The sequence below is a fragment of the Tolypothrix sp. VBCCA 56010 genome (assembly GCF_050875635.1).
GTDB lineage: Bacteria > Cyanobacteriota > Cyanobacteriia > Cyanobacteriales > Nostocaceae > Hassallia.
Genome location: NZ_JBPAOH010000015.1, coordinates 21,015 through 46,247 on the forward strand (window position 1 = coordinate 21,015; position 25,233 = coordinate 46,247).

The following is a 25,233-nucleotide window of genomic DNA, read 5'->3' on the forward strand; positions in this document are numbered from 1 at the left end:
CATTGGGCAATGGGCAATGGGCAATTGTTTAATGGGCAATGGGAACGTGAGAATAAAGTCAAATCTTTTTCCCATACCCCATGCCCTATGCCCATTGCCCTATGCCCATTGCCCTATGCCCCATGCCCGATGCCCCATTCCCCATTCCCCATTCCCCCGAAACGTGGTGTTGTACCGCAATGGTTTGTTAGATTGTAGAAGCGAATTACCGTGGACTACACGGTGTGCTATTACAGATGCGATTAAACGTATATGGGGGTTTTCCACACCTCTAGGTGCGGCTAGCTCCTCTGTTGATCGGCGGGGTTTTCCCATCCTGCGTAGCACAATTGTAAAAGAAACAGCCAATTGGCAGTGAGAAGTTTGAGCAAAAAACTTACCAAAGTTAGCTTTCTTTAAGCCTGATGCAGGGGAAGTTACTAATTTTGGGTAGATGATTGTCCTATTTTAGGAGCAAAGCATCTCATGCTCAAAATATAAAGACTGATTTTTGTCAAAGGTAAAAGGTAAAATCAAGTATTAACAAAAATTAACCTTTGCCTTTTTGAAGTTCTGCCTTCCGCTTTCTACCTTCTAACTTTTACCTTTGCTATATGGCTCGCGATTATTATGAAATTTTAGGTGTCTCTCGTGATGCCGACAAAGAAGAAATTAAAGGCGCATACCGCCGCCTAGCCCGGAAGTATCACCCAGACGTGAACAAAGAACCGGGAGCGGAGGATCGCTTTAAAGAAATTAACCGCGCTTATGAAGTGCTTTCTGAGCCGGAAATGCGAGAACGTTACAACCGTTTTGGTGAAGCTGGTGTGTCCGGTGCGGCTGCTGGCGCTGGAGGCTTCCAAGATATGAGCGACATGGGTGGCTTTGCTGATATCTTTGAAAGTATTTTCAGTGGCTTCGCAGGGGGGATGGGTGGTCCTTCTACGCAAAGACGGCGCTCAGGTCCGGTGCGAGGTGATGACCTGCGGCTAGACTTGAAGTTAGATTTTCGAGAAGCGGTATTTGGCGGTGAAAAAGAAATTCGCATCTCTCATCTAGAAACTTGTGAGGTCTGTACCGGATCTGGTGCTAAACCAGGAACTCGTCCCCGGACTTGTTCGACTTGTAGCGGTTCGGGTCAAGTACGCCGCGTCACCAGAACGCCTTTTGGCAGCTTTACTCAAGTTTCGACTTGTCCCACCTGTAATGGTACGGGGATGGTAATTGAAGACAAGTGTGATGCTTGCGACGGCAAAGGCGCAAATCAAGTAACGAAGAAATTGAAAATTACTATTCCCGCTGGGGTGGATAATGGGACGCGCTTGCGAATTTCTAATGAAGGAGACGCAGGTCAGCGCAGTGGTCCTGCGGGAGATTTATATGTTTATTTGTTCGTCAATGAGGATGAGGAATTCCACCGGGATGGAATTAACATTCTCTCGGAAATCAAAATTAGCTACCTCCAGGCGATTTTAGGCTGTCGTTTAGAGGTAAATACGGTAGATGGTCCGGTGGAATTGATAATTCCGGCAGGAACTCAACCGAATACGGTGATGAAGCTGGAAAATCGCGGTGTACCACGCTTAGGAAATCCTGTAAGTCGAGGCGACCACATGCTGACGGTGTTAATTGATATTCCCACCAAGGTGATGCCAGATGAGCGAGAATTACTAGAGAAGCTAGCTAAAATTAAAGGAGATCGCACTGGTAAAGGTGGTCTAGAAGGTTTTTTGGGAAATTTGTTTAAGTAATGAGCGTATCTTCCGTCTCAACTCCCGATGCTCAACTCGATTTGCGCGGCACCCCTTGCCCGATTAATTTTGTGCGGACGAAATTACGTTTAGAACAAATGCCACAAGGAGGTTTGCTAGAAGTCTGGTTAGACCCTGGAGAACCGATTGAGCAAGTTCCTGATAGTCTGACAATGGCAGGCTATCAAGTGGAACAAATTACAGATTGTGCTGGCTATTTTTCTCTGTTAGTTCGCCGTCCGGTTACTGCCTGATGAAAGGGGAAGCTTTTTCAACCACTGGGCAGTTGCTGGGTACTGTGTTAGCTGTGCAAGCGAATTTTTATCGAGTGCAGCTGGATTTAAAAGACAAGGAGACAAAGAGACAAGGAGACAAGGAGACAAAGAGACAAGGAGACAAGGAGACAAAGAGACAAGGAGACAAGGAGACAAGGAGACAAGGAGAATTTTTGAATAGTACTCCCCTTGTCTCCCCCTCCCCTTGTCCCCCCCTCCCCCCCTCCTCTCCTCCCCTCCTCCTCTGCACTCGGAGAACGCGGTTGAAGAAAATTGGGCAACAGGTGATGGTGGGCGATCGCGTTTTGGTTGAAGAACCAGATTGGGCAGGGGGACGAGGGGCGATCGCTTTTGTTTTACCCCGCGATAGTGAATTAGACCGTCCGGCGATCGCTAATGTTAATCAAATTCTCTTAGTATTTGCTGTCGCCGATCCACCTTTAGAACCTTATCAACTCAGTCGCTTTTTGGTAAAGGCGGAATCTACAGGCTTGGATGTGCTTTTATGCTTAAATAAAGGCGATTTAGTTTCAACTCAAGAACAGTCGGAAATAAGCGATCGCTTGCTTGGTTGGGGTTATCAAACGCTATTTATCAGCGTCAATAATAATATAAATATCGACAAACTAAGTTACCAGTTGCAAGACAAAATCACCGTCTTGGCAGGACCTTCAGGAGTTGGTAAATCCAGCTTGATTAATGCATTAATTCCTAATGCTCAGTTGCGCGTGGGTGAGGTTTCTGGTAAACTATCTCGCGGGCGTCACACCACCCGTCACGTAGAATTGTTTGAATTACCATTAGGTGGGTTGCTGGCTGATACTCCCGGCTTTAATCAGCCTGATATTGATTGTACGCCGGAAGAATTAATTAATTATTTCCCAGAAGCAAGGCAGAAATTAGCAGTTGATAGCTGTCGGTTTAGTGATTGCCTGCATCGAGACGAACCTGGTTGTGTAGTTCGGGGTGAGTGGGAACGTTATGAGCATTATCTGGAATTTTTAGAGCAAGCGATCGCTCGTCAAACTCAGCTTAACCAACAAGCCGATCCAGAATCTACCCAAAAGTTAAAAACGAAAGGCAAAGGGCAGACTCAGTACGAACCGAAGCTAGAAAGTAAAAAATATCGTCGTGTTTCCCGCAAGACTCAACAGCAAACATTGCAGGATTTGTATCAGGATAGTGAAGAATGAAATCAAAGCAGATGTCAAGGCTGGTTACAATAGCATAAAGACAAGAAAGTGCGTAGTTTACCGCCGCAGGCATCGCTATGTCTCAATTTGCCACCGCTTCTCAAATCGATGTCATTGATACTATAATTTTCCCACCAGGCGACATCTACAGTGACGAACCACCTTTGGAATCAGATTTACACCGCGAACAAATAGAATTACTCATCCGCCTCATCAAGTGGTGGTGGCGCGATCGCGAAAATTTCTATGCTACAGGCAACTTAACTATTTACTTCAGTCCTAACCAGAAAAAGTCAGAAGAATTTCGAGGACCTGATTTTTTTGTAGTTTTAGATACAGAAAAAAAAGACCGTAAAAGCTGGGTTGTTTGGCAAGAAGATGGCAAATACCCCAACGTGATTATAGAGATGTTATCTGATTCCACTGCCTCAGTTGATAAAGGTGTGAAAAAGCAGATATATCAGAATACATTCCGCACACCAGATTATTTCTGGTTTGACCCGGTAAGCTTAGAATTGCAAGGATTTCACTTAGTAGATGGTCAGTATCAAGACCTTACACCCACTGAGTCAGGTTGGTTGTGGAGTCAGCAGTTAGGGCTTTATTTGGGTGTATATTTGGGCAAATTACGCTTTTTTACACCAGATGGGCAGCTGATAATGTTGCCAGAAGACGAAGCCAATCAACAGTTACAGCAAGCCAACCAGCAGTTACAGCAAGCAAATCAAGAGTTACAGCAAGCCAATCAACAGTTACAGCAAGCCAATCAACAACTAGAACAAGAACGTCAACGGGCTGCAATATTGGCAGAACGCTTGCGAGCCGCAGGTATTGAAGAGTGAGTAAATATTCACAAAAAGAGAATTTTATCTCTAACCAGGCATGGAAAAATATTGCTATGAACCAAATAATCTCTAATCAAATCCGTTGGACAACCTCCGACTTAGAATTACTCGCAACTGACGAATGGAAGCGCTATGAAATTGTTGACGGAGAACTATTTGTGACTAGAGCGCCTCACTGGAAACATCAAGGAACAGCAGGTAACATCAACTTGGAGTTACAAATTTGGTCTCGTTCCAGTGGACTAGGAGAAACCCGTCAAACTCCTGGAATCATTTTTACAGAAGCTGATAATGTCATACCCGATGTAGTTTGGATCAGTCATGAGCGGTTAGCAAAATTGCTAGATGACGAAGGACATTTGAGAGGAGCGCCAGAACTTGTTGTAGAAGTACTTTCTCCTGGAGCAACTAACGAACGTCGAGACAGAGAAGCTAAACTGAAGCTATACTCAGCAACAGGAGTCCAAGAATATTGGATTGCCAATTGGCAGTTACAGCAATTAGAAGTTTATCGCAGAGAAACTGCTCAATTGAAATTAGTAGCAACCTTGCTGGCTGATGACGAAATCACATCACCTGTTTTACCAGGCTTTCGCGTTCGAGTTCAGAGCTTTTTTGTGTAGTCTTAGCGATCGCTTGTCAAACTCAGCTTAACCAACAAGCCGATCCAGAATTTACCCAAAAGTTCAAAACGACCAAGCAAAGGGCAGACTCAGTACGAACCGAAGTTATAAAGTAAAAAATATCTTTTCAGTAAATAAATTTATATAACCTATCGCCACTCGCCCTGTAAAGTGAAAGCAGACCAATAATAAGGATTTTTCAAAGTTGAATTTTCCCATAATTTCAGTTGTGCAGCACGCAAAGCGATCGCAGGTGATTTCCCCTGCTTCAACATTTGCGTGTAAAATTCTTGCATCAATTCTGCCGTCCCCGCATCGTCAACTTTCCAAAGAGACACGGCAACACGTTCTGCACCAGCATACATTAATCCTCTTGTCAAGCCTACTAAGCCTTCACCATTGACATCTTTGCCTAAACCGGTTTCACAAGCACTAAGTACTACCAAATCGGCTGCAAAGTCAAGGTTGAAAATGTCACCTAATCGCAAATAACCTTTATCCGCAGGTTTAGCTTGTTTGTCTAGAAACTGAGATAGAACGATTCCTGAAAGTTCTGGGTTCTTCGGGTCATCAATGCCGTGAGTAGCAAAATGTAAAAAGCGATATTGTGACAATTGCGGGTTTGTTACCCAGTTGTAGTTAGCATCAAAGCCAAAAGCTTGGAGATTATTAGAAGATGGTATGATATTTAAAATTGCCTCTGCTTCAGTTTTTGTACCTTTAAGTCTTTCCCAGCCACTACGATTGAGATTTTTTGCTACCCGCTTCAAGTCAGATTGTTCGATTTGACCGCGAAAGTCTGAGTTATCAACGATACTTTCAGGTTTGCCAGTTATTCGCTCATCTTTAACTTCAAACACCGGATCGGCAAGAATAGCTAGAGTTTTCCGTGCGGTTTTGGGTATTTTGAGTTCTTGTCTTTGGGTAGCGATCGCTGTAACCGAAGGCAAATTAACTATTTCATGATTGACTATCAAAGGTTGATAATTGACCTCTGTCTTGGAAATAACGCCTTTTGTAGAGACGTTCCGCCGGAACGTCTCTACGTCATTTAATGCCGCAAAGGGAATCTTCTGTAAAGCACCATCAGCGACAATCACCAACCGCTTTTGCCCCAATTTATCAGCCACAGGTGCAAGGATGATTTGACTCAGTTTAGTTGCAGAAAAAGCGGTATTTTTCAAAGCTTGAGCTTTTTGTTCTGGTGATAGATACTGACAGCGAGAAAGTGGTTCTTGACATTTAATTAAAAGTCCTTTAAATTCAGTTGCCGCTTCTTCTATTTCCTTGCGCCCGGGGAGTTCGTAACTGTCGATGGAGTTAGGAGTAACAGCCCAAAGATAACTGTGTTTCTCACCCAAAGAATACTCTAACAGTAGCGTGTCTTTATCTAATTGTTGCTGAATTTGCGGTAAAGTCAGGGGTTGGGGATACTTTAGGTTGGCGTATTTCGGACTACTTTGGCGGATTTTCGTTTCCAGTTCCTTTTGTTGGCTGAGTAGTTCATCGATTTGTGTTTGCAATTTTTCAGCGTTAGCTTTATAAATGGGGTCTTTAATTTTATTACTACTAACTATCTCAGTCCGCAGTTTTTCCTTAGCATTAATTAAGGCTTGTAAGCGGCTTTCTTTTGCTAAGAGTTCCGGGTTTGCACCTTTGCGAATATTTGCGCGTGCTTCGGTTAAGAGTTCTACAAGTCCTCTAGCGCGGGAACGTTCGTTGATGTGGAGCGCTACAGCTTTACATTTATCTTTTATTGTGATTTCTTTGTTTGTATTTTGGTCTTTGGTTATAAAATCACATATTTTTGATGGATCTTTTTTGTGCAGTTCCATCAACAGGTCGATGTAGAATTTGTAGTAGCCTTGGACTGTGGCGAAGTAGGATGTACGTAAATCTTGGCTTTTGACGTTACCGCGTATATTTTCTACAATTTTAATTGCTTCTTCGATGTTGGTAAGTGCTGCTTCAAGTTTGCCTAGTTTACGTTGATTGGTAGCGATGAAATAAAGTGTATCTGCTTCTCCTTCAATGTCTTTTAAAGTTCGCCTAATTTTTAGCGCTTCGTTCAGTGTATCTATTGCTTGTTGATGTTGTTTTTGTAAACTGTGGGTGACACTAATGTTATTTAAACTTTGAGCTTCTAATTTTGGGACAAAAATTTGTCTATACAGGGATAGAGCCTTTTGCTGGTGATTTAATGCTTCTTTATAGTTACCTTTTGTTTGATTGATAATTCCAATTAAGTTTAAAGCGCTAGCTTCTGAATACTTATCTTCAAACTTTTGAGACAACGCTAATGCAGTTTCAGCATTTTTTAATGCATTGGGAAAATCCTTCTGTAACTCGTAACTTCTTGCTAAACCCTGAAGTCCAAGTCTTTCAAATTCATTATTCTCTTGTTTCCGTGACAATGAGACACTTTGATTATAATAATTAATAGCTTCTGGGTAATCTCCCTTTGTCAGATACAATTCACTCATCGCAAAAATAATTATAAGTTCATATTGCTTATCTTGTGCTTGTTGATATATCTGTCGTGCTTTTTTGTAAGTTCGGAGACTTAAATCGTAGTTACCCAAAAGTTTATAAGTAGATGCAATATTAGTCAATGTACGAGCTTCTAGATTGCGATTATTTATGGAGATGGCAATTTCTAATGTTTGGCTGTAAATTTCTAAGGCTTTCTGTAAATCTCCTTGCGATGCATAAATATCAGCTTTTTCGTTAAGAGCATTAGCATGTGTTAGTTCGTATCCAATATTTTTGGATAGTTGTATCGCTTCATTAACAAACTCTAATGCTTTCTGATTATTACCAAGAAAATTTTTGTATATGTTGGCACTCGATATCATGTTAATAGCTTCAAAGGCTGTATTACCACTTTTTTTAAAAATAACTCTTGCCTGCTGAAGGAATTCTATTGATTTTTGATAATTTCCTCGTGATTTATAAACCTCAGCAATGCTAATAATAGTTGAACCTTCAGCAACTAAGAAACCTTGCGTTTGTTGAATTTGTCTGGCTTTATTTAAGTATTCAAGAGCTTTGTTGTATTCGCCTGATTTATTGTAAAGAGTGCCAATGTCTCTTAATGTTTCTGCCTGCGCGGGTAATAAATCTTGCCTTTTTTGCTGAATTTCTAGAGCTTGCTGATAGTATTTTAAGGCTATTTTAGGTTGACCCATACTTGAATAGCTATCGCCTATTGTATTCAAAACTTTAGCTTGTTCTGGCAAATCTTTTAATATATCACGGTAAATTTGCAGTGATTGATTGAGTGGTTCAATAGTCTTTGGTATCTCACTTAATTCAATGTATATATTAGTAATATTTCTTAATACTATAGCTAAAATATCAAATCTTTTTTCTGCTCGAGAAATTGACTCAGCTTGCTTTAAAAGAGTGAGAGCTTCTCGTCCTTTACCTATAAAATTATAAGACCCAGCAATACCAGTTAATGCTAATGCTTCAAGCAAAGGTTGTTTCACTTCACGCGAGATTTTGAGAGATTGATTGAAATACTCTATTGCTTCTAGATTTTCTGAACGAATGGCATACACTGTGCCAATACTTTGATATATTAAAGCTTCCTCTTTGCGTAATCCCAATTCCTGAGTAATTTTCAATGCTTGCTGATATTTCTCTAATGCCTGCTGATATCCTTCCTTAGTCCCTTTTTTCTCTAACTCCTGTCCTTCTTGAAATAACTTGACTCCCTCTTGATATCGCTGTTGCTTATCTGGACTCAAGGGAACTGATGAAGGAGGTACTGTCTGCTGTGCTATTTGTAACCCATAACCTCCGACACTGGCGGCTGTTGACTCGGATAGCAAAAGCAGAGAGAAAAATAAAGCTACAGCACGAGATGTCCACATAGGATGGATTTGCCCTATCTATTGAGTTTTAGTTTAAGTTTTCCTAAATGATTATACTGACTTTTATTACTGAAAATTTAATATACTTTCGATGAACGCAGCTTTTGAGTAAGCAAACTGGGGTTTAGCAATACTTCATCTCATAAAGCGATGTATGCTTTAAATTAGAGGAAATAATTACACCTCAAGGTTTAGACCGTGGTCAAAATTACCTTAGAAGTCTCTGAAGAACTATCAGAACAACTCACACAGTTAGGCGATCGCTTACCAGAACTCCTTGCACTTAGTCTTGAGCAACCACCACTGCCAACTCGCGTATATCAATATATTCTTGATTTCCTGGTCAGCAAACCGACTTTAGAGCAAATCTTAGCTTTCCATCCGACAGCAGAAATGCAACAACGAATGCAAACTTTACTTAGACGTAGTAAAGTTGGAGAACTTAACCCTACAGAACAAAAAGAACTAGACGAGTATGAGCGCATTGAACATCTGATTGTCATGCTAAAAACAGGCAATCTACCGTACTTAACTACTAACCCATGAGTGTTAGTTATATCCCTGCTGCACTGCGTCGCCTAGTTGAAGAACGAGCAAGCCGTCGTTGCGAGTATTGTTTACTTACCGAAAATGTTTCTTTCTATACTCATGAAATTGACCATGTAATTCCAGAAAAGCATGGCGGTAAAACTGATGCAGCTAATTTAGCTTTAACCTGTTGGCGTTGCAACCGTCATAAAGGAACAGACCTTGGTTCTTTCGACCCCCAAACAGAACAATTTAGTTTTCTCTTCAATCCCCGGACACAGCAATGATCTGAACATTTTGCTTATGACGAAAGAGCAATTGTTGGCTTAACACCACAAGGACGAACAACAGTGAAGTTACTACAGTTGAATACTGATGAACGGTTAGCAGAAAGAAAGAGATGGTAACGATATCAGGTGGGCGATCGCTTCTTGTAATTGTAGGAGAGCCGCTATGATGGCATTATCAGGTTTAAATTGGTAATCAGAAAACGCCAAATCCCTTATTTATGCTAGGATTCGGTATAATTAGGGCATACTGCGAGTCAGGTTATGGAGCGAGTTACATTACCAGAAGTTCTCACCCTTGAAGAGGTCTCAGAATATTTACGTTTGCCGATGGAAACATTACAGCGTCAAGCCTTACAAGGAAAGCTTCCAGGTCGTAAAATCGAAAACGAATGGAGATTTTTGAAGGTAGCAATTGATGACTGGTTGCGCTCTCAAAGTAGTCGTTCTGCCCTAATTAAACAGGCAGGAGCTTTTGCTGATGATACTTTGCTTACGGAATTGAGAACAACAATTTATCAAGCGAGAGGACGTTCTGAAGTTGATGAATAATTGGAACACTGATGTATTTGCTTGATACTGATACTCTAACCTATCTCTATGCAGGAAATGCAAATGTTATTGCCAGATTAAAAGCTTTAGAAAATTCAGAGGTAGGAATTACCATAATTACAAAAGCAGAAATGCTTCGCGGACGGATCGAGTATCTTCTCAAAGCAGAAACCGGGGAAAGTTTATTAAGGGCACAAGAGCTTTTGTTTCGCACAGAAGAATTATTAGCAGAACTTTTAATTGTTCCTATCAGTCAAAGCGCAGCAGATGAATTTGAGCGTTTACGTATAGTTTCAAAGCTACGCAAAATTGGGCGAGCTGATTTGTTAATTGCGAGTATTTCCTTAGCAAATAGAGCTACATTAGTAACAAGAAATATCAGACATTTTAAACAAATTCCTGGTTTACGGGTTGTAAATTGGGTTGATTGAAATCCAAATAAACCATAAATTAAATTCATGAATCGTAGTGGAGTATATGTAGGGGAGGCAAATTGCAGTGTCGATTTTCCTCCCCTAATATTGCCGTTGTGTTATCGCGCCGAGAGTACGGCACCAAAGCTTTCGGATGGTGCGTTAGCCAAAGGCATAACACACCCTACATGTATTTCTAAATTTGTTGTCTGGGTTTATATAGGTCAAATATTGTTTACATTTAAACATGTATAAATGTGAACATAAAACAAGAGCGATCGCATAATTCTAACCGAAGTTGCGGATGATAAACTTCTACGATCTGTACACCAAGTGGTGCGATCGCTCCTGATTATATCTTGCTATTGAGATGCACTCGGTTCCTTAGTCGAGGAAGGTGAAGATTGCAAGACACGTCCATCTAACTTGGTGGCTACATCCTTCACAGATACAGAAGGTTTATTTCCAGTCAAATATATAACCGCTGTCATTGCACCGACGCTGCTGCGGCGAAAGCTGACGACATCAAAATTTACAGGCATTTCTTGAACAGTTGCATCTAAGGAAAAACCCGAAGATGACTGTGCCAAATTATTCAATTCTGGAAGCGACTTGTACTTTAACACTTTCACTTCTTGACTTGATGGTAGTTTCTGCGCCAGTTTTTTTATCTGTTGCTCAAACTCTGGTTGCCGCGCTTTTTGGAGAGCAGCATCGAATTGACCTTGTTGAGCCTGATTTGATAGCATACCCGTAAAGCCGATAACAACTTCCATCTTTTGCGGTTCTACAAAGGCAAAGAAGTTATTTAGCGGAAAATTATCTTTGATCAGTAACTGCTTGAAAGGTTCTAGTTTAGCAGCAATTTCCGCCTTCATGCTCGGTGGAAGTTCCTGAAACCCTGCTGGTAAGTCTTCTAATGTCAGTGCTGTCGCTTTTGCTGCGGTTTGTTCGGTAGCAGGTTGCGTGGTTTGAGTGGGCAAAGGAGCTGCTTGAGAGACAGAAGCTGTCAAAATAGTACTGGTCAAAATAGACAACACAAAAGCGAGTTGCTTCACTTGGAGAAAATTCCTTTTTTGTGAGAGAGTGCCTTTAATTAAGATAGACGAACATTTTCGCCTCTGGAGTAGCATCAATTAAAAAGAAATACCAAACACTGCTACGCTGCTGATATCTTAAAATATTGTTAAATTCTGCCTAATCCTTCACCTTCAACTTACACGTACCACCCCGGAATTACTATGGCTATCGGCTACGTTGCGCTTGTACTTCATGCACACCTGCCCTTCGTTCGTCACCCTGAAAGTGACTATGTGCTGGAGGAAGAATGGCTTTATGAAGCCATTACGGAAACATACATCCCTTTACTGAAAGTATTTGAAGGATTAAAACGAGACGGCATCGACTTTAAAATCACTATGAGCATGACACCCCCTTTGGTGTCAATGCTGCGCGATCCGCTGCTGCAAGAACGTTATGACGCACACTTAAGTCAACTAGAAGAACTTATAGAACTCGAAGTAGAGCATAATGTCCACAACGGGCATATGCGCTATTTAGCCGAGCATTACGCTACCGAATTCAACGAAGCGCGTCAGATATGGGAACGCTACAAAGGTGATTTGGTAACAGCTTTTAAGCAGTTCCAAGACTCTAACAACCTGGAAATTATAACATGCGGCGCGACTCACGGCTATTTGCCGCTGATGAAAATGTATCCGGAGGCTGTATGGGCACAGATTAAGGTAGCTTGCGAACACTACGAGCAAACCTTTGGACGCCGACCGCGAGGGATTTGGTTGCCGGAATGCGCTTATTATGAAGGTTTGGAGCGGATGCTGGCTGATGCCGGTTTACGCTACTTCCTCACCGATGGACATGGGATTCTTTACGCTCGTCCGCGTCCCCGCTTTGGTAGCTATGCGCCAATTTTTACCGAAACTGGTGTAGCTGTCTTTGGACGCGATCATGAATCTTCGCAGCAGGTATGGTCATCGGAGGTGGGCTATCCTGGTGCGGCTGAATACCGCGAATTTTACAAAGATTTGGGCTGGGAAGCTGAATATGACTATATTAAGCCTTACATCATGCCCAACGGTCAACGTAAAAATACGGGTATTAAGTATCATAAAATTACCGGACGTGGCTTAGGTTTGTCAGATAAGGCGCTTTACGATCCATACTGGGCGCGGGAAAAGGCAGCAGAACACGCTGCGAACTTTATGTATAATCGCGAACGACAAGCTGAACATCTTCATGGTATAATGCAGCGTCCGCCAATTATCGTTTCGCCTTACGATGCGGAGTTATTTGGTCATTGGTGGTATGAGGGACCTTGGTTTATTGATTATCTGTTCCGCAAGTCATGGTATGACCAAAAAACATATCAAATGACGCATTTAGCAGATTATTTAAGGGCAGAACCGAATCAACAAGTTTGTCGTCCTTCGCAGTCGAGTTGGGGTTACAAAGGATTTCACGAGTATTGGTTGAACGAAACGAATGCGTGGATTTACCCACATTTGCACAAAGCAACTGAGCGGATGATTGAGTTAGGACGATTGGAACCGGCTGATGAGTTGCAATGGAAAGCACTCAACCAAGCAGCGCGGGAATTGCTGTTAGCGCAATCTTCCGACTGGGCATTTATTATGCGGACGGGAACGATGGTACCTTATGCAGTGAGAAGGACGCGATCGCACTTAATGCGTTTTAATAAGCTGTATGAAGAAATCAAAATCGGCAAAGTTGACAGCGGTTGGTTAGAAAAAGTCGAGATGATGGACAACATCTTCCCAGAAATCAACTATCGCGTTTATCGTCCTTTATAGTATTGCACTAGACTATGCACTCAAATCCCCGACTTCTTAAAGAAATCGGGGATTTTGTTTTTCACTTGTGGGAATACTAAAAGTAGCAATTTAGGTCATGTACCAAAAGGAATTCGTACAAGGGCAATAAGCAAGACCGAAAAGCAGCGTCAGCGAGAACGCGAATTGAAGGTACTTTGGAGTCATTCACGAGGGACAAGTTACAAAATAGGTAGTAAGTATGTGAGTGAAATGGAATTTATAAACGAAGAAAAAAGACGGCATGAAGAGTATCAAAATGCAATTAAATCTCGAAAATCTCTAAATGAGCTAGTTGATTTAGCTTTAGAAACTTGGCTAAAAAGGCTATAAAGAAAACAACACTCACGTCCCTAGCAATATGTAAGTTTTGATAAAGAGTAAAAACTATGTCTATGTCTTGGCAAGAATTACGCAAAGAAGCATATGGCTTATCGGTAAGCGACAGATTAGCCTTAGTAGAAGCAATTATTCGATCGCTTCAAAATGAACTCAGACCCCGACCAGCAGCATCAGATGAAGTATGGGAACGACTGCGTGGTAGCCTGAAAACAGATGCACCACCCGCAACTGATGACGAAGTTGAGGCTATGTTAGAACAACGACGCGAGGAGAAATACCTTTAATGCGGGTATTGCTAGATACCAATATTCTTTTAGATTTTTTACTACAACGACAGCCATTCTTTACCGATGCTGACGCTGTTAGGACTTACGCACAAAGACCAGAAAACGAACCACAAAGACACGAAGGACACGTTCGCCCTTGGCGTCTCCGAAGGAGAAGGAATAAGAGTTGCAGAGAGTTTTTGCGTAAGTCCTGGCTGTAATACAAACTATCAGATCCGGGCAGGTTCAAGAGGGTGTTTATAAAATAATTCTTAAACCTGTAGGGTGCGTTATAGCGATCGCTTAACGCACCGAATTTTTGGTGCGTTACGGCTCAAAATATATTGTAAACAACCCCAAATATCTATTGAGCCGTAACACACCCTACTTAATATTAGGCGTTGCTGAATCGCGGTATGAATCTAGATGTAGAGACGCGATATATCGCGTCTCTACAAGGGTTTTGAGATTACACAAAATCATTTTCATACATGAAATCAGCAACGCCTAATATTTTATTTATAAACACGCTCCAAGGCTACATAACAGCAACAACCTTAACTGATATTTTTTACATTGCGAAAAAGTCAAAGAAGGCACAGATAGCAAAGCAGTATGTTTCAGATTTATTGACAACCATGCAAGTGTGTACAGTTGACCGCAGTATTTTAGAGGCAGCAATTTCATCGAGCTTACCGGATTTTGAAGATGCGGTGCAGTTAGCTTGTGCAATTTCTGAAAATCTCAACGCAATTATCACCCGCGATTTTAAAGGTTTTGCTGGTGCTACTGTAGCGATTTTATCAGCAAGTGAGTTTGTTTCTCGTTTGTCCTCAGACTCTTAAAAATTTAGTACTATAAGCGTAAATACTTATATAGCAATTCTCCTTTGATGGTGAAATTAGTGCGTATTTGTAGGGACAATTCATGAATTGTCCCTACACGAACGCTCGCTCATGTATTGTACACAACACTTGACCGCTATAATTCGCGCTACACATCCGGCTGACCACGAAAATATATTAAATTAAAAGTCCGTACATACGTACCTTATTTATATAGTCGCGAATTTTCATCGCCTCGATATTGCCGCATGACTCAAATTGTCTGGATTGCAAGACACGCTAACCGTCTTGACTTTGTAAACCCTGATTGGTTTCTCACTGCCGAACGACGTTACGATCCACCGTTGTCTGATGATGGTATGGTGCAAGCGCAGCAGCTAGCTAACCGACTGAAGCACGAAAAAATTAAACATATTTTCGCTTCTCCCTTTTTGCGAACCGTGCAAACGGCAAACGCAGTTGCAGAAGTTCTCGATTTGCCGATTAAATTAGAAACGGGTTTGAGCGAGTGGCTTAATCCAGCTTGGATGACAGAAGAACCAGTAAAGCTACCTACTCGACTGCTAGCCGAATTATTCCCCAGAATTGATATTAGCTACACTCCGCGCATTGCTGCCAACTATCCAGAAACTCGCGAACAAGTGCGATCGCGTTCTGGACAAACTGCCAGATGCTTGTCTACTGAATTCCTTCCAGAGCATATCTTACTTGTGGCACATGGCGCATCTGTATTGGGTGCGGCAATGGGTTTAGTCGGTGAGATTGCCAAAACAGAGGTGAAAGCTTCTCTGTGTTCGTTGGTGAAAGTGGTGCGTGAAGAACCAGAATGGTTATTAGAACTAAAAGGAGATACATCTCATTTAAGTGAGATAGAAGAAGTAATCAGGTTTAATTAAATTGGGGAATGGGGCATTGGGCATAGGGCATTGGGCATAGGGCATAGGGCATTGGGCATTGGGCATTGGGAAAAAGAATTATTTTTTTTAACGCTTTACCCTTTACCTCTTCTTCTAGCCCAATGCCCCATGCCCTATGACGGCAGGTGCTCCACTTGGGGAGACCCCAAGACCGCACTGCCTCCCCAATGCGCTAATCTAAAATCTAAAATCCAAAATAGCTATGACATTACTATTAGCAGGGGACATCGGCGGGACAAAAACGATTTTGCGACTGGTGGAAGCATCGGATTCATCAAAGTTGCATACTATTTCTGAGGAACGTTATCGCAGTGCTGATTTTCCTGATTTGGTGCCGATGGTAAGGCAGTTTTTGGCAAAAGCGAATACATCAACACCAGAAAAGGCTTGTTTTGCGATCGCAGGTCCGGTAGTCAAGAATACCGCAAAGTTGACTAATTTAGCTTGGTTCTTGGATATTCAACGTTTACAACAAGAATTGGATATCGCTCATATTTCTCTCATCAATGACTTTGCGGCGGTTGGCTATGGCATTCTCGGTTTAAACAAACAAGACTTGCACACTTTGCAAGTTGGCAAATTTCAACCGACGGCACCGATTGCGATTCTTGGTGCCGGTACCGGTTTAGGACAAGGTTTTTTGATGAAGCAGCAAGACAAATATCAAGTCTTTCCTTCAGAAGGTGGACATGCTGATTTTGCCCCTCGTACTGAGTTAGAGTTTCAGCTTTTGAAACACTTGCTGATTAAACACGATATCCAGCGCGTTTCTGTGGAAAGAGTCGTTTCTGGTCAAGGTATTGTAGCAATTTATCAATTTTTGCGCGATCGCAAAATACACCGCGAATCACCAGAAATCGCTGAAGTTGTCAGAACTTGGGAACAAGAGGCAGGACAGCAAGAAAAAAGTGTCGATCCTGGGGCAGCGATTGGTAATGCGGCACTTCAAGGAAGCGATCGCTTGTCGGAACAAACTATGCAAATGTTTGTCGAAGCTTACGGCGCAGAAGCTGGAAATCTTGCCCTGAAACTTTTACCATACGGCGGTTTATACGTTGCTGGTGGCATTGCTACGAAAATTCTCCCTTTACTCCAAGATGGTAGGTTTTTGTTGACTTTCACGCAAAAAGGCAGAATGCGAAGCCTCCTCGAAGATATACCGATGCATATTGTTCTTAATCAACAGGTGGGACTAATCGGTGCTGCTTTGCACGCAGTTGGGTTATAACAGCTAGCAGCATAAGTAGTATTAGCATCTCCAAAAGCAAAAACTATGACAATTAAAGTTTTCTTGCCATTAATCGCTGCCGCAACTTTTGTCAGCAGTACATATACGGTAGTTGAAGCGCGTAAACCTCAACTTGCGGTTTCTCAAGCGCAAACAAGCGAATCTCAGGCATCGCAATGGAAATTATTCACCGCACCAGACGGACGTTTTACCGTTTTAATGCCAGGAATGCCCAAAAGAGTCACCCAAACTCAAAAAACATTCATGGGAGAAATTAATTTAGAAGTCTTTCTCGGACAACCACCAAAGCAGGAAGTAGCTTATGTAGTTGCTTTTAATGACTTTCCGCATAGTTATGGTCAAATGACCAATCCTCAAGAAATCCTCAATAATGCACAGGAAATGGCTTTAAAAACTACGCAAAGTAATTTAATTGCAGCGCGAGATATTCGTAGTTCTAACGGTCATCCAGGCAAAGAAATTGAGTATGTAAATTCTGGTGGCAAAATCACCAGAAATAGAATGTATTTCGCTGAGGGACGCTTGTATCAAGTAATGGTGATAACAACTAAAAGGCAGCAAAAGTATTTAGCAAAAAGCATTACGGGGTATTTAAATTCCTTTAATGTCGTATTGCAAAAGTGAGATGATGTTCGTAGTAAGGACTGAAGTCCTTATCTTAGAAGATGAGGACTTCAGTCCTCACTACGAACTTATCAAAGCAGAGGTAACTTATGAGCGAACTACAAACAAAATTACCAACTGATATTTGGGTTACAGCGACTTGGGATGAATATATTCAGACAATTGAGAATCCGGCTTACGAAAAAGCCAAGGGCTACTACCACAATGGACAAATGAGGATTGAAATGGCACCACTAGGTAATGACCACGCTAGCGACCACACTGTTATCATATTTGCTGTTAATTTGTTTGCCAGCATTAAAGGCATTGCTTTAAATGGCAAAGATAACTGTACCTACCGCAAGACAGGTATTAAAGATGCTCAACCTGATGTATCTTACTACATTGGTGAAAACGCTGATGTCATTCCTTACGGAACTTCAATTATTAGCTTAGATATATATCCAGCGCCGACTTTAGCAATAGAAGTTGCTAATACTTCCCTTGCTGACGATAAAGGTGAAAAACGACTGTTGTATGAGGATTTAGGACTAGGAGAATACTGGATTCTCGATGTGCAAAATGTCCAAGTTATTGCTTTTGCTATCGAAAATAATGGTAGTAGACGAATTACGCAATCTCTGGTATTACCTGGATTAGAAATTTCCCTATTAAATGATGCTTTGCAGCGTACTCGTCAGATGAATCAATCTCAAGTTGGTGCTTGGTTATTAAGTGAATTTCAAAAATAATGCTGATTTGCGGTTTATTCAAAAAGGTGCAAGAGATAAGTTATCATAATCCAGCGACAATAGACTTGTTTTGTAAAAAATTACATCGCCAATCGCCGATTTCCATACCATTGGCTCAAATCATCCTCAATCGCCTCAAGAATCGCGATCGCCTCAGTTATTGATTTTGCATCGGCAGCTAAAAGTGCAAACGCTCGCTCAACCCGTTGTTGATAGTTAGAAGGGCAAATAGCAAACGTATTCGCAACTGCCACAGCACCCTTTTCATTCAACAGGTAATCTTCATTGAGTGCGAATAACACCTGATTAATACACGCCACACTGCGGAAACAACAACCTGCTGCGTAAGCAACATCATCGCGTGCGATCGCCTTTTTTGCAACAAACAGCGAGAAACTTATTTCCCAGGCAAAAGTATCAATAGTTGCTTGTTTCAGTTGAACTGGATAGGGCTTTGTTTTTGCCTTCAAAGCTTCTAAAATACCATCAGGATCGAAAAGTGGCTGACAAATAGCAACTTCCCCCATATAAATCGAGGACACAAAGCCGTGAGGATGTCCTGGTTGATAATCAATAGTAATTTGTCCGGCATGGCAATCATCAATCACACGATTGACCTTCGCCAAATCGCGATAGAGAAAATCTACAGCTACACCTTCCACCTTTAGCCAAGCGCCACCGTTAATCCACTTTCCCCATTCTCCAATCGCAGTAACCAAATTTAGGCGATGGTTATCATCAAGCTCAGAGGCGAGGCGATTTAAAGCAATTATATCAGGTGGGTTTTCCCGATTGTAATAAATCCCCAAATCCACATCTGACTTGTTAGTATGGTTGCCCCGTGCCCGTGAACCTCCTAATGTAATAGCTATAATTCCCTTAATTGAGTGCAAACTACAAACAATACGATTAATGAAATGGGGCAATTCCTTATTCATAAAGTGATTTTACATTTGTTTACATACATTGAATTTTTATCACCGACTTACTTGAAAATCACATCCAAACGTTGCTGTGATGCTTTCAATGCTTCTTGGGGTGAACTTTTACCCAACATCACAGATTCTAGCGCTCGACCTAAATTTTCGGAAACTCGATTGTAACCGGCAAAAATCGGACGCGATCGCCCATATTTCGCTTGATCCAAAAATACCTTCACCACTGGTTGTTCTTTGAGAAATTCCTGATATTTTGCACTTTGACGCGATTGCAAATTCACCGGCAAATAACCAGTTCCGATCGCCCACTCTGTCTGAAACTCTTCACTCAAAACATACTCGATAAACTTAAACGCCGCTTTTTCATGTTCTGGCGTAGTCTTAAAAACGAACAGATTCTCACCGCCAATGCCCGTAGCAGGGCGTTCTCCAATCGGCATAGGAAAAACGCCAAAATCCACACCAGCCGCCTGAAATTGCCCTAAAGTCCAGCATCCGGTAAATTGCATCGCCACTTTACCCGCAAGTAAAGCGTCTGTTTCATAACCGCGTTCCGGACTAGATAATATTGCTGAACCGTCAGTAATTAAATCACGCCAAAATTGCAAACCTGCGATCGCCCCAAAATTTTCAGTCAAATCAATCGCCGCCGCATTTTGCGAATCACCACCCACCAATTCCCCCCCAGCACTCCACATAAACGGCAACCAAATAAACACCGTAAAATCACCTTTTCCCAAAGGTAAAAATATACCATGTTGGTCTATCCTTCCATCACCGTTTTTATCAACAGTTAATTTCTGAGCAACTTGCCGTAACTCTTCCCAAGTCCGAGGTAACTTTGTAATACCCGCTTCCTTAAACAAACTCGGACGATAAAAAACGCCAATATTATTAGTAGCAAACGGCACAGACCAAATCTTGCTGTTGAGTTCCATTGTGGCAAACAAAGCCGGGTCAATTTCCTTCTTCACCGCTGAAGTTTCCAGCATCTCATCCAAAGGTAAAAGCGCATTTAGTTCAACTAATTGACCGGCAATTGTCGGATTATACCACAACAAATCGGGTGCGGCATTTCCCACCACCGCAGCCAAAATCTTCGGCATTTGTTGATCTGGTTGTCCCACATAAAGCGAATCGACTTGAATATCAGAATGAGTTTGATTAAACTTATCTACCAGATGCAGCAACACATCTCGATTTGCGGGTGGATTCACTCCTTGCCATAGTGTCACATGAATGACTTTCTCCTGGGTAACTGGTGTAGCCTGACATCCAGTTAAACTGAGAACCGCTACAAGTAAAATTAGCAAAATAGAGATTAGGGACTGGGGACTGGGGACTAGTACTCGACCAACCGAATTTTGATCGGTGAAGGCAAGCAGGGGAAGCGGGGGAAGCAGGGGAGGCAGGGGGAGAAAAGAACTTGGTTTTCTTACCATAAACCCCGCAAAGTTGCCTTGACGGACTACTAATAAAGATAGATTTTCACCGACTTCTCTTAATCTTCTTTGCGCCTCTGCGCCTCTGCGTGAGACAAAATAATATTTATGCATTCTTGTGAGCGTATTAACAAGTTTAAATTATGGCAGGACATAGTAAATGGGCAAATATTAAACGCCAAAAAGCGGTAGTGGACGCAAAAAGGGGTAAAACGTTCACTCAGGTGTCACGGGCAATTATAGTTGCAGCCAGAAGCGGTGTACCAGATCCAGCTCTGAATTTTCAACTTCGCACAGCGATAGAAAAAGCGAAAGCAGCGGGTATACCTAATGAAAACATAGAACGAGCGATCGCCAAAGGTGCAGGTACTTTTGGCGGAGATAACACCAGTTTAGAAGAAATTCGTTACGAAGGTTACGGTCTTGGAGGTGTCGCTATCTTAATTGAGGCTCTCACAGATAATCGTAATCGCACAGCCGCAGACTTACGCGCAGCTTTTAGTAAAAATGGCGGGAATTTGGGTGAAACAGGTTGCGTTAGCTGGATGTTTTCCCAAAAAGGCGTGTGTGTGGTGCAGAATGTAGTTGATGAAGAACAGCTTTTAGAAGCATCTCTCGAAGCCGATGCGGAGTCTTATGAGATGATAGAGGATGAAATGGCGGAGGTATTTACCGAAGTTACAAATTTAGAAAACCTCAGTCAAACATTGAAAGCAAAAGGCTTTTCAGTAACGGATGTAGAATTGCGCTGGATTCCCAGTAATAGTGTAGAAGTTACCGAGCCAGATCAGGCGCGATCGCTTCTCAAATTAATTGATACTCTAGAAGGCTTGGATGATGTCCAAAATGTCACCGCTAACTTTGATATGGCAGAACAACTCATGACTGCGAGTATAACTTAGTTGACCGGAGGTGAAGCGTCTTTGGCTTTGCTCTTGAAGATCGATAACAGAAGATATATGTCCCAGTTACGTAAGTCCTGAGAAAATTACATTTTAGTAACAAAAAAATAATGCCTGAAATTAAAGATCCTGTCGGTTCAAGCTCTCGTATTATAGCGGCAGTGCGGGCTATAGAAACACAAAGACCAGATAGATTATTTGAAGATCCGTTGGCGGCTTTATTAGCTGGAGATGAAATAATTGCAGAAGTTATACCAACAGCAAAAGAATACGAAAATAGAGGCACACCCTTTGTTGCTACACGAACACGATTTTTTGATGATTTTTTGATGTCTGTTGCCCATCAAAGACGTCAAATTGTCATTTTAGGAGCTGGGATGGACACTAGGGCTTTCCGGCTTAGTTGGCATCCTGATACTCATTTGTACGAAGTAGACCAACCCGAAGTCTTGCAATTTAAAGAATCTTTTTTAGAAAATTATCAAGCTTTATGCTATCGGCATTCGCTGTCAATTGACCTTAAACAAGCTTGGCCCGAGCTGCTCATTGCTCAAGGATATCAAATTGATATCCCGTCAGTTTGGTTATTGGAGGGATTATTATACTACTTGAGTGAGAATGAGGTACATGATTTACTCAAGACAATTACTAACTTAAGTGCGCCTACCAGCTGCTTAGGGGGTGATTTATTAAATACAAAACCGATATTACAAAGCAACAGCGAATTATCTAAACATTGGCGTTATGGATGCGACGAGCCAGAAACTTTATTCGCTAGTTATGGATGGAAGGCATCAGTTGTTCAGCCAGGAGACGAACAAGCCCATTTTGGTCGTCATACTTATAAATATCCACCCCGAGATGTTCCAGATGTTGAGCGCGTCTTTTTTGTCACAGCATTGAAAGAATAACTTCATTTATCTAAATATCTGCATTCATATTCCTCTGTACTCCCACATTCTTTCAAGTGATTGCAGCTTCCTTCCACCTTCCCAGCTTATGCACCCCTTTTTCTGTGGGAATGCCTCAAACTTGAGAAAAGTTTATCAATGGATTTCTGGTCGATTCATCAATCTTGCTTAACTTCCGTTTCTCGTTACGGGGAGAATACCCATCGCCACTTGATCGCCCTAGCTGTTATTGTCAAAATGAAGAAAGATGAATAATCTTATCGTTTCTTTAATTTTTCAATCATCTATGACGCTGACTCAAATTACCCCAACCCAAACACCGACGCAAAAGCGGGGATATGAATATGATTTAGTGATTGTTGGCGGTGGGATAATCGGCTTGACTTTAGCCGCTGCGTTGAAAGATTCTGGCTTGAGTGTGCTGCTAATTGAGGCAAAAGTAGAATCAGCAGCAGTTGCCAAAGGACAAGCTTACGCGGTTCACATGCTTTCAGCGCTAATTTACCAAGGAATTGGTATTTGGGAGAAAATATTGCCCCAAATCGCTACTTACCGCCGTGTTCGCCTTTCTGATGCCGATTACCCAAATGTGGTAGAATTTGCCACAACCGATATCGGAACTGAAGATTTGGGTTATGTGGCAGAACACCAAGCACTGTTGCAGCCATTGCAAGAGTTTGTCAAAGAATGCCCAAATGTAACTTACCTTTGTCCAGCGGAAGTGGTAAACACTCAATACCAGCAAAATATAGTCGCGGTTGATATCAAAATTGCTGGGGAATTGCGGACAATACGTAGTAAATTATTAGTTGCGGCAGATGGAGCGCGATCGCCTATTCGCGAAGCCGCAAAAATCAAAACTCATGGCTGGAAATATTGGCAATCATGTATTGTCGCATTTGTCAAGCCAGAAAAACCTCATAACGATACCGCTTACGAAAGATTTTGCTCTAGCGGTCCGTTTGCGATTTTACCTTTACCAGGGAACCGCTGTAGAATTGTCTGGACAGCCCCCCACGAAGAAGCGAAAGCATTGTGTGCTTTAGATGACGAGCAATTTTTAGAAGAATTAAGCCGTCGCTATGGCGATCAAATGGGTAAATTAGAATTATTAGGCTCGCGCTTTGTTTTTCAAGTGCAACTGATGCAAAGTTCGCGCTATGTTCTCCCCAGATTAGCATTAATTGGTGATGCAGCGCATAATTGCCATCCCGTCGGCGGACAAGGTTTAAATCTCGGCATTCGCGATGCAGCAGCTTTAGCGCAGATATTACAAGAAGCGAAAGCAACAAATAAAGATATCGGCGACATTCGCATTCTCAAACGCTATCAAAGCTGGCGTCAGCGAGAAAACCTGACAATTTTAGGTTTCACCGATTTGTTAGATCGAGTATTTTCTAACAACTTCTTACCCATAGTTTTAGTTCGTCGCTTCGGTTTATTAACTATGCAGAAAGTACCTCTCCTAAAAATATTCGCTCTCAAGCTGATGATTGGAATGAAAGGACGTACCCCAGAATTAGCGCGACGCATCTAGGAAAGATGAGGGGGATGAGGGGGATGAGGAAGATGAGGAAGATGAGGGGGACAAGGGGGACAGGGGGACAGGGAGACAAGGAGACAAGGAGACAAGGAGACAAGGGGGATAATTCTTCTTTCTCCCCCTTCGGGTTCGCCAGTCGCCTCAACGGGGGGAACCCCCGCACGGCGCTGGACTCACCATCCCCCCCTCTCCCCATCCCCCCCTCTCCCTTGTCTCCCCCCTCTCCCTTGTCTCCCCCCTCTCCCCATCCCCCCCACTCCCCTCTCCCTAGTCCCTAGTCCCTCTTTCTATAGAATCTGACAAGTTTTTCGCTAAATTCATAAAATCTGAAGGCATCATTACCAAGGTGGTTGTGTTGTTTTCTGCACCTATTTCTGTTAGCATTTGCAATCGCCGCAATTCTAAAGCTGCGGGATTTTCCATAATCGCTTTGGAAGCTTCAGATAACTTAATTGAGGCTTCTTGTTCTGCGGCAGCTTTAATTATGCGAGCGCGTTTTTCGCGAATTGCTTCGGCTTCTTTTGCCATTGCGCGTTGCATTGCTGGGGGAATTTCGACATCTTTCATTTCTACCCGTTCAATGACGATTCCCCACGGTTCAGTAATTTCGTCAACGATTTCTTGTACTTTGGTGTTAATTTTGTCGCGATTTTGTAAAACATCATCTAAGATATTTTGACCCACAACGTTGCGTAAAGTAGTAAGAGCAGTTTGATAAACAGCAAATTCGTAATTTTCTACTTTATTAATCGCTTTGGATGGGTCAAGAATTCGGTAATAAAGAACCGCATTTACTTTAATTGTGACGCTATCTGCCGTCACTGTTTCTTGAGGTTCAATATTCACGGTTTTAGTGCGAATATCAATTTGGGCTTTTTGGTCAACAATCGGTAATATCCAATATAATCCGGGTCCGCGAACTCCATTTATTCTTCCCAGGCGAAAAATAACACCGCGTTGATATTCTCGGTCTAGCTTGAATCCGCTTGCGGCAAGGAATATTAAAAAAGCAAAAAATGTACCTGTAAGTGGTCCCATTTTGTCACCTAACTAATATATAAATAGCTCTATTCTATACCTTTGATAGATGTGGGGAAGGGGAAGGGGGAGTGGGGGAGTGGGGAGTAGGGAATGGAAGGGGGAAAGAATTATTACCAATGCCCGATACACTTCGTAAGCAAAAGCTTAAGGCTAAATTAAATCTCCCCTAAATAGCTAGAGAAATTAACCAAAATCTTTTATCCTGTATCGCTGATAGCTGAATAAATCGGATTAATATAACACAGAAGGTATTCAGACAAAAGAAAAGTCTAAAAAAATTAAGAATTGGTGATTCTGTTCGCTAGTAGT

28 protein-coding genes are annotated in these 25,233 nt (G+C 42.0%); 22 read left to right on the plus strand and 6 right to left on the minus strand.

Going from position 1 to position 25,233, the window contains the following annotated elements; translation table 11 throughout:
* The first annotated feature begins 9 nt into the window (after window positions 1–9).
* From AABK37_RS07580 to AABK37_RS07605, 6 genes are all read left to right on the plus strand, one after another.
* Entirely contained in the window at window positions 10–198 is a 189-nt protein-coding gene (locus AABK37_RS07580) for a hypothetical protein (protein ID WP_432550980.1), read from the plus strand.
* Window positions 199–593: 395 nt separating this feature from the next.
* Window positions 594–1,730, plus strand: coding sequence for a molecular chaperone DnaJ (gene dnaJ, locus AABK37_RS07585; protein WP_039743182.1), 1,137 nt, complete (start codon window positions 594–596; stop codon window positions 1,728–1,730).
* The gene (locus tag AABK37_RS07590; RefSeq protein WP_089125942.1) at window positions 1,730–1,984 is read left to right on the plus strand and encodes a sulfurtransferase TusA family protein; all 255 of its coding nucleotides are present in this window, start codon (window positions 1,730–1,732) and stop codon (window positions 1,982–1,984) included. Before dnaJ ends, AABK37_RS07590 begins: the two co-directional genes overlap by 1 nt.
* Window positions 1,984–3,198, plus strand: coding sequence for a small ribosomal subunit biogenesis GTPase RsgA (rsgA, locus tag AABK37_RS07595; protein ID WP_432550981.1), 1,215 nt, complete (start codon window positions 1,984–1,986; stop codon window positions 3,196–3,198). Before AABK37_RS07590 ends, rsgA begins: the two co-directional genes overlap by 1 nt.
* Window positions 3,199–3,275: 77 nt before the next feature.
* Complete coding sequence (locus tag AABK37_RS07600) at window positions 3,276–4,040, plus strand: Uma2 family endonuclease (protein ID WP_432550982.1); 765 nt, start codon at window positions 3,276–3,278, stop codon at window positions 4,038–4,040.
* A 56-nt stretch (window positions 4,041–4,096) separates the two neighbouring features.
* Window positions 4,097–4,666 (plus strand): Uma2 family endonuclease, encoded by a 570-nt coding sequence (locus AABK37_RS07605; protein WP_432550983.1) that lies wholly within the window; start codon window positions 4,097–4,099, stop codon window positions 4,664–4,666.
* Between the two features lie 149 nt (window positions 4,667–4,815).
* Here AABK37_RS07605 and AABK37_RS07610 read toward each other — a convergent pair whose 3' ends face one another.
* Window positions 4,816–8,544 carry a tetratricopeptide repeat protein gene (locus AABK37_RS07610; protein WP_432550984.1) on the minus strand — a complete coding sequence of 1,243 codons (3,729 nt, stop codon included), beginning with the start codon at window positions 8,542–8,544 and terminating at the stop codon, window positions 4,816–4,818.
* A gap of 198 nt (window positions 8,545–8,742) precedes the next feature.
* Between AABK37_RS07610 and AABK37_RS07615 the strand changes: the two genes are divergently transcribed.
* The 4 genes from AABK37_RS07615 (at window position 8,743) to AABK37_RS07630 (ending at window position 10,342) form a co-directional block, all read left to right on the plus strand.
* The gene (locus tag AABK37_RS07615; RefSeq protein WP_432550985.1) at window positions 8,743–9,090 is read left to right on the plus strand and encodes a hypothetical protein; all 348 of its coding nucleotides are present in this window, start codon (window positions 8,743–8,745) and stop codon (window positions 9,088–9,090) included.
* Complete coding sequence (locus AABK37_RS07620; protein WP_432550986.1) at window positions 9,087–9,359, plus strand: HNH endonuclease; 273 nt, start codon at window positions 9,087–9,089, stop codon at window positions 9,357–9,359. Before AABK37_RS07615 ends, AABK37_RS07620 begins: the two co-directional genes overlap by 4 nt.
* Before the next feature lie 264 nt (window positions 9,360–9,623).
* Window positions 9,624–9,911: a helix-turn-helix domain-containing protein gene (locus tag AABK37_RS07625; RefSeq protein WP_432550987.1), complete on the plus strand. Its 288-nt coding sequence runs from the start codon at window positions 9,624–9,626 to the stop codon at window positions 9,909–9,911.
* Between the two features lie 11 nt (window positions 9,912–9,922).
* Window positions 9,923–10,342: a type II toxin-antitoxin system VapC family toxin gene (locus AABK37_RS07630; RefSeq protein WP_432550988.1), complete on the plus strand. Its 420-nt coding sequence runs from the start codon at window positions 9,923–9,925 to the stop codon at window positions 10,340–10,342.
* 344 nt (window positions 10,343–10,686) lie between these two features.
* Here AABK37_RS07630 and AABK37_RS07635 read toward each other — a convergent pair whose 3' ends face one another.
* Window positions 10,687–11,382 carry a hypothetical protein gene (locus AABK37_RS07635; RefSeq protein WP_432550989.1) on the minus strand — a complete coding sequence of 232 codons (696 nt, stop codon included), beginning with the start codon at window positions 11,380–11,382 and terminating at the stop codon, window positions 10,687–10,689.
* A gap of 183 nt (window positions 11,383–11,565) precedes the next feature.
* Here AABK37_RS07635 and AABK37_RS07640 point away from each other — a divergent pair, with 183 nt between their 5' ends.
* The 5 genes from AABK37_RS07640 to AABK37_RS07660 all read left to right on the plus strand — a co-directional run bounded on the left by AABK37_RS07640 (window position 11,566) and on the right by AABK37_RS07660 (window position 15,522).
* On the plus strand, window positions 11,566–13,155 hold the full coding sequence (locus tag AABK37_RS07640; RefSeq protein ID WP_432550990.1) for a glycoside hydrolase family 57 protein: 1,590 nt from the start codon (window positions 11,566–11,568) through the stop codon (window positions 13,153–13,155).
* A 54-nt stretch (window positions 13,156–13,209) separates the two neighbouring features.
* Window positions 13,210–13,506, plus strand: coding sequence for a hypothetical protein (locus tag AABK37_RS07645; RefSeq protein ID WP_432550991.1), 297 nt, complete (start codon window positions 13,210–13,212; stop codon window positions 13,504–13,506).
* Between the two features lie 56 nt (window positions 13,507–13,562).
* Window positions 13,563–13,799 carry a hypothetical protein gene (locus AABK37_RS07650; protein ID WP_432550992.1) on the plus strand — a complete coding sequence of 79 codons (237 nt, stop codon included), beginning with the start codon at window positions 13,563–13,565 and terminating at the stop codon, window positions 13,797–13,799.
* 473 nt (window positions 13,800–14,272) lie between these two features.
* Window positions 14,273–14,626, plus strand: coding sequence for a PIN domain-containing protein (locus AABK37_RS07655; protein ID WP_432550993.1), 354 nt, complete (start codon window positions 14,273–14,275; stop codon window positions 14,624–14,626).
* Window positions 14,627–14,874: 248 nt separating this feature from the next.
* A complete protein-coding gene (locus AABK37_RS07660; protein WP_432550994.1) occupies window positions 14,875–15,522 on the plus strand; it encodes a histidine phosphatase family protein in 648 nt (215 codons plus the stop codon).
* On the opposite strand, the gene AABK37_RS07665 is transcribed toward AABK37_RS07660, so the two are convergent.
* The gene (locus AABK37_RS07665) at window positions 15,515–15,700 is read right to left on the minus strand and encodes a hypothetical protein (protein WP_432550995.1); all 186 of its coding nucleotides are present in this window, start codon (window positions 15,698–15,700) and stop codon (window positions 15,515–15,517) included. The two genes, AABK37_RS07660 and AABK37_RS07665, sit on opposite strands and share 8 nt — an antisense overlap.
* A 45-nt stretch (window positions 15,701–15,745) precedes the next feature.
* Here AABK37_RS07665 and AABK37_RS07670 point away from each other — a divergent pair, with 45 nt between their 5' ends.
* From AABK37_RS07670 to AABK37_RS07680, 3 genes are all read left to right on the plus strand, one after another.
* Entirely contained in the window at window positions 15,746–16,771 is a 1,026-nt protein-coding gene (locus tag AABK37_RS07670) for a glucokinase (protein ID WP_432550996.1), read from the plus strand.
* A gap of 45 nt (window positions 16,772–16,816) precedes the next feature.
* The gene (locus AABK37_RS07675) at window positions 16,817–17,416 is read left to right on the plus strand and encodes a hypothetical protein (RefSeq protein ID WP_432550997.1); all 600 of its coding nucleotides are present in this window, start codon (window positions 16,817–16,819) and stop codon (window positions 17,414–17,416) included.
* 89 nt (window positions 17,417–17,505) lie between these two features.
* Window positions 17,506–18,147, plus strand: coding sequence for a Uma2 family endonuclease (locus AABK37_RS07680; protein WP_432550998.1), 642 nt, complete (start codon window positions 17,506–17,508; stop codon window positions 18,145–18,147).
* Between the two features lie 80 nt (window positions 18,148–18,227).
* Here the strand turns inward: AABK37_RS07680 and AABK37_RS07685 are convergent, their stop codons facing one another.
* Together AABK37_RS07685 and AABK37_RS07690 are read right to left on the minus strand one after the other, a co-directional pair.
* On the minus strand, window positions 18,228–19,085 hold the full coding sequence (locus tag AABK37_RS07685; protein WP_432550999.1) for a nucleotidyltransferase domain-containing protein: 858 nt from the start codon (window positions 19,083–19,085) through the stop codon (window positions 18,228–18,230).
* Window positions 19,086–19,132: 47 nt separating this feature from the next.
* Window positions 19,133–20,641 carry an ABC transporter substrate-binding protein gene (locus AABK37_RS07690; RefSeq protein WP_432551000.1) on the minus strand — a complete coding sequence of 503 codons (1,509 nt, stop codon included), beginning with the start codon at window positions 20,639–20,641 and terminating at the stop codon, window positions 19,133–19,135.
* Window positions 20,642–20,670: 29 nt separating this feature from the next.
* Here AABK37_RS07690 and AABK37_RS07695 point away from each other — a divergent pair, with 29 nt between their 5' ends.
* From AABK37_RS07695 to AABK37_RS07710, 4 genes are all read left to right on the plus strand, one after another.
* Window positions 20,671–21,429: a YebC/PmpR family DNA-binding transcriptional regulator gene (locus tag AABK37_RS07695; RefSeq protein WP_432551001.1), complete on the plus strand. Its 759-nt coding sequence runs from the start codon at window positions 20,671–20,673 to the stop codon at window positions 21,427–21,429.
* A 110-nt stretch (window positions 21,430–21,539) separates the two neighbouring features.
* Entirely contained in the window at window positions 21,540–22,340 is an 801-nt protein-coding gene (locus AABK37_RS07700) for an SAM-dependent methyltransferase (RefSeq protein ID WP_432551002.1), read from the plus strand.
* A gap of 286 nt (window positions 22,341–22,626) precedes the next feature.
* The gene (locus AABK37_RS07705) at window positions 22,627–23,877 is read left to right on the plus strand and encodes an FAD-dependent hydroxylase (RefSeq protein WP_432551034.1); all 1,251 of its coding nucleotides are present in this window, start codon (window positions 22,627–22,629) and stop codon (window positions 23,875–23,877) included.
* 32 nt (window positions 23,878–23,909) lie between these two features.
* A complete protein-coding gene (locus AABK37_RS07710; RefSeq protein ID WP_432551003.1) occupies window positions 23,910–24,161 on the plus strand; it encodes a hypothetical protein in 252 nt (83 codons plus the stop codon).
* Here the strand turns inward: AABK37_RS07710 and AABK37_RS07715 are convergent.
* Entirely contained in the window at window positions 24,151–24,921 is a 771-nt protein-coding gene (locus AABK37_RS07715) for an SPFH domain-containing protein (RefSeq protein WP_432551004.1), read from the minus strand. The two genes, AABK37_RS07710 and AABK37_RS07715, sit on opposite strands and share 11 nt — an antisense overlap.
* Between the last annotated feature and the right edge of the window lie 312 nt (window positions 24,922–25,233).

Coding starts and splice junctions, on each gene's coding strand:
- AABK37_RS07610 (WP_432550984.1), bottom strand. CDS start 8,544: ATGTGGACATCTCGTGCTGTAGCTTTATTTTTCTCTCTGCTTTTGCTA.
- AABK37_RS07655 (WP_432550993.1), top strand. CDS start 14,273: ATGAAATCAGCAACGCCTAATATTTTATTTATAAACACGCTCCAAGGC.
- AABK37_RS07630 (WP_432550988.1), top strand. CDS start 9,923: ATGTATTTGCTTGATACTGATACTCTAACCTATCTCTATGCAGGAAAT.
- AABK37_RS07700 (WP_432551002.1), top strand. CDS start 21,540: ATGCCTGAAATTAAAGATCCTGTCGGTTCAAGCTCTCGTATTATAGCG.
- AABK37_RS07710 (WP_432551003.1), top strand. CDS start 23,910: ATGAGGAAGATGAGGGGGACAAGGGGGACAGGGGGACAGGGAGACAAG.
- AABK37_RS07690 (WP_432551000.1), bottom strand. CDS start 20,641: ATGCATAAATATTATTTTGTCTCACGCAGAGGCGCAGAGGCGCAAAGA.
- rsgA (WP_432550981.1), top strand. CDS start 1,984: ATGAAAGGGGAAGCTTTTTCAACCACTGGGCAGTTGCTGGGTACTGTG.
- AABK37_RS07590 (WP_089125942.1), top strand. CDS start 1,730: ATGAGCGTATCTTCCGTCTCAACTCCCGATGCTCAACTCGATTTGCGC.
- dnaJ (WP_039743182.1), top strand. CDS start 594: ATGGCTCGCGATTATTATGAAATTTTAGGTGTCTCTCGTGATGCCGAC.
- AABK37_RS07625 (WP_432550987.1), top strand. CDS start 9,624: ATGGAGCGAGTTACATTACCAGAAGTTCTCACCCTTGAAGAGGTCTCA.
- AABK37_RS07600 (WP_432550982.1), top strand. CDS start 3,276: ATGTCTCAATTTGCCACCGCTTCTCAAATCGATGTCATTGATACTATA.
- AABK37_RS07660 (WP_432550994.1), top strand. CDS start 14,875: ATGACTCAAATTGTCTGGATTGCAAGACACGCTAACCGTCTTGACTTT.
- AABK37_RS07650 (WP_432550992.1), top strand. CDS start 13,563: ATGTCTATGTCTTGGCAAGAATTACGCAAAGAAGCATATGGCTTATCG.
- AABK37_RS07605 (WP_432550983.1), top strand. CDS start 4,097: ATGAACCAAATAATCTCTAATCAAATCCGTTGGACAACCTCCGACTTA.
- AABK37_RS07640 (WP_432550990.1), top strand. CDS start 11,566: ATGGCTATCGGCTACGTTGCGCTTGTACTTCATGCACACCTGCCCTTC.
- AABK37_RS07675 (WP_432550997.1), top strand. CDS start 16,817: ATGACAATTAAAGTTTTCTTGCCATTAATCGCTGCCGCAACTTTTGTC.
- AABK37_RS07670 (WP_432550996.1), top strand. CDS start 15,746: ATGACATTACTATTAGCAGGGGACATCGGCGGGACAAAAACGATTTTG.
- AABK37_RS07580 (WP_432550980.1), top strand. CDS start 10: ATGGGCAATGGGCAATTGTTTAATGGGCAATGGGAACGTGAGAATAAA.
- AABK37_RS07695 (WP_432551001.1), top strand. CDS start 20,671: ATGGCAGGACATAGTAAATGGGCAAATATTAAACGCCAAAAAGCGGTA.
- AABK37_RS07680 (WP_432550998.1), top strand. CDS start 17,506: ATGAGCGAACTACAAACAAAATTACCAACTGATATTTGGGTTACAGCG.
- AABK37_RS07715 (WP_432551004.1), bottom strand. CDS start 24,921: ATGGGACCACTTACAGGTACATTTTTTGCTTTTTTAATATTCCTTGCC.
- AABK37_RS07705 (WP_432551034.1), top strand. CDS start 22,627: ATGACGCTGACTCAAATTACCCCAACCCAAACACCGACGCAAAAGCGG.
- AABK37_RS07620 (WP_432550986.1), top strand. CDS start 9,087: ATGAGTGTTAGTTATATCCCTGCTGCACTGCGTCGCCTAGTTGAAGAA.
- AABK37_RS07685 (WP_432550999.1), bottom strand. CDS start 19,085: ATGAATAAGGAATTGCCCCATTTCATTAATCGTATTGTTTGTAGTTTG.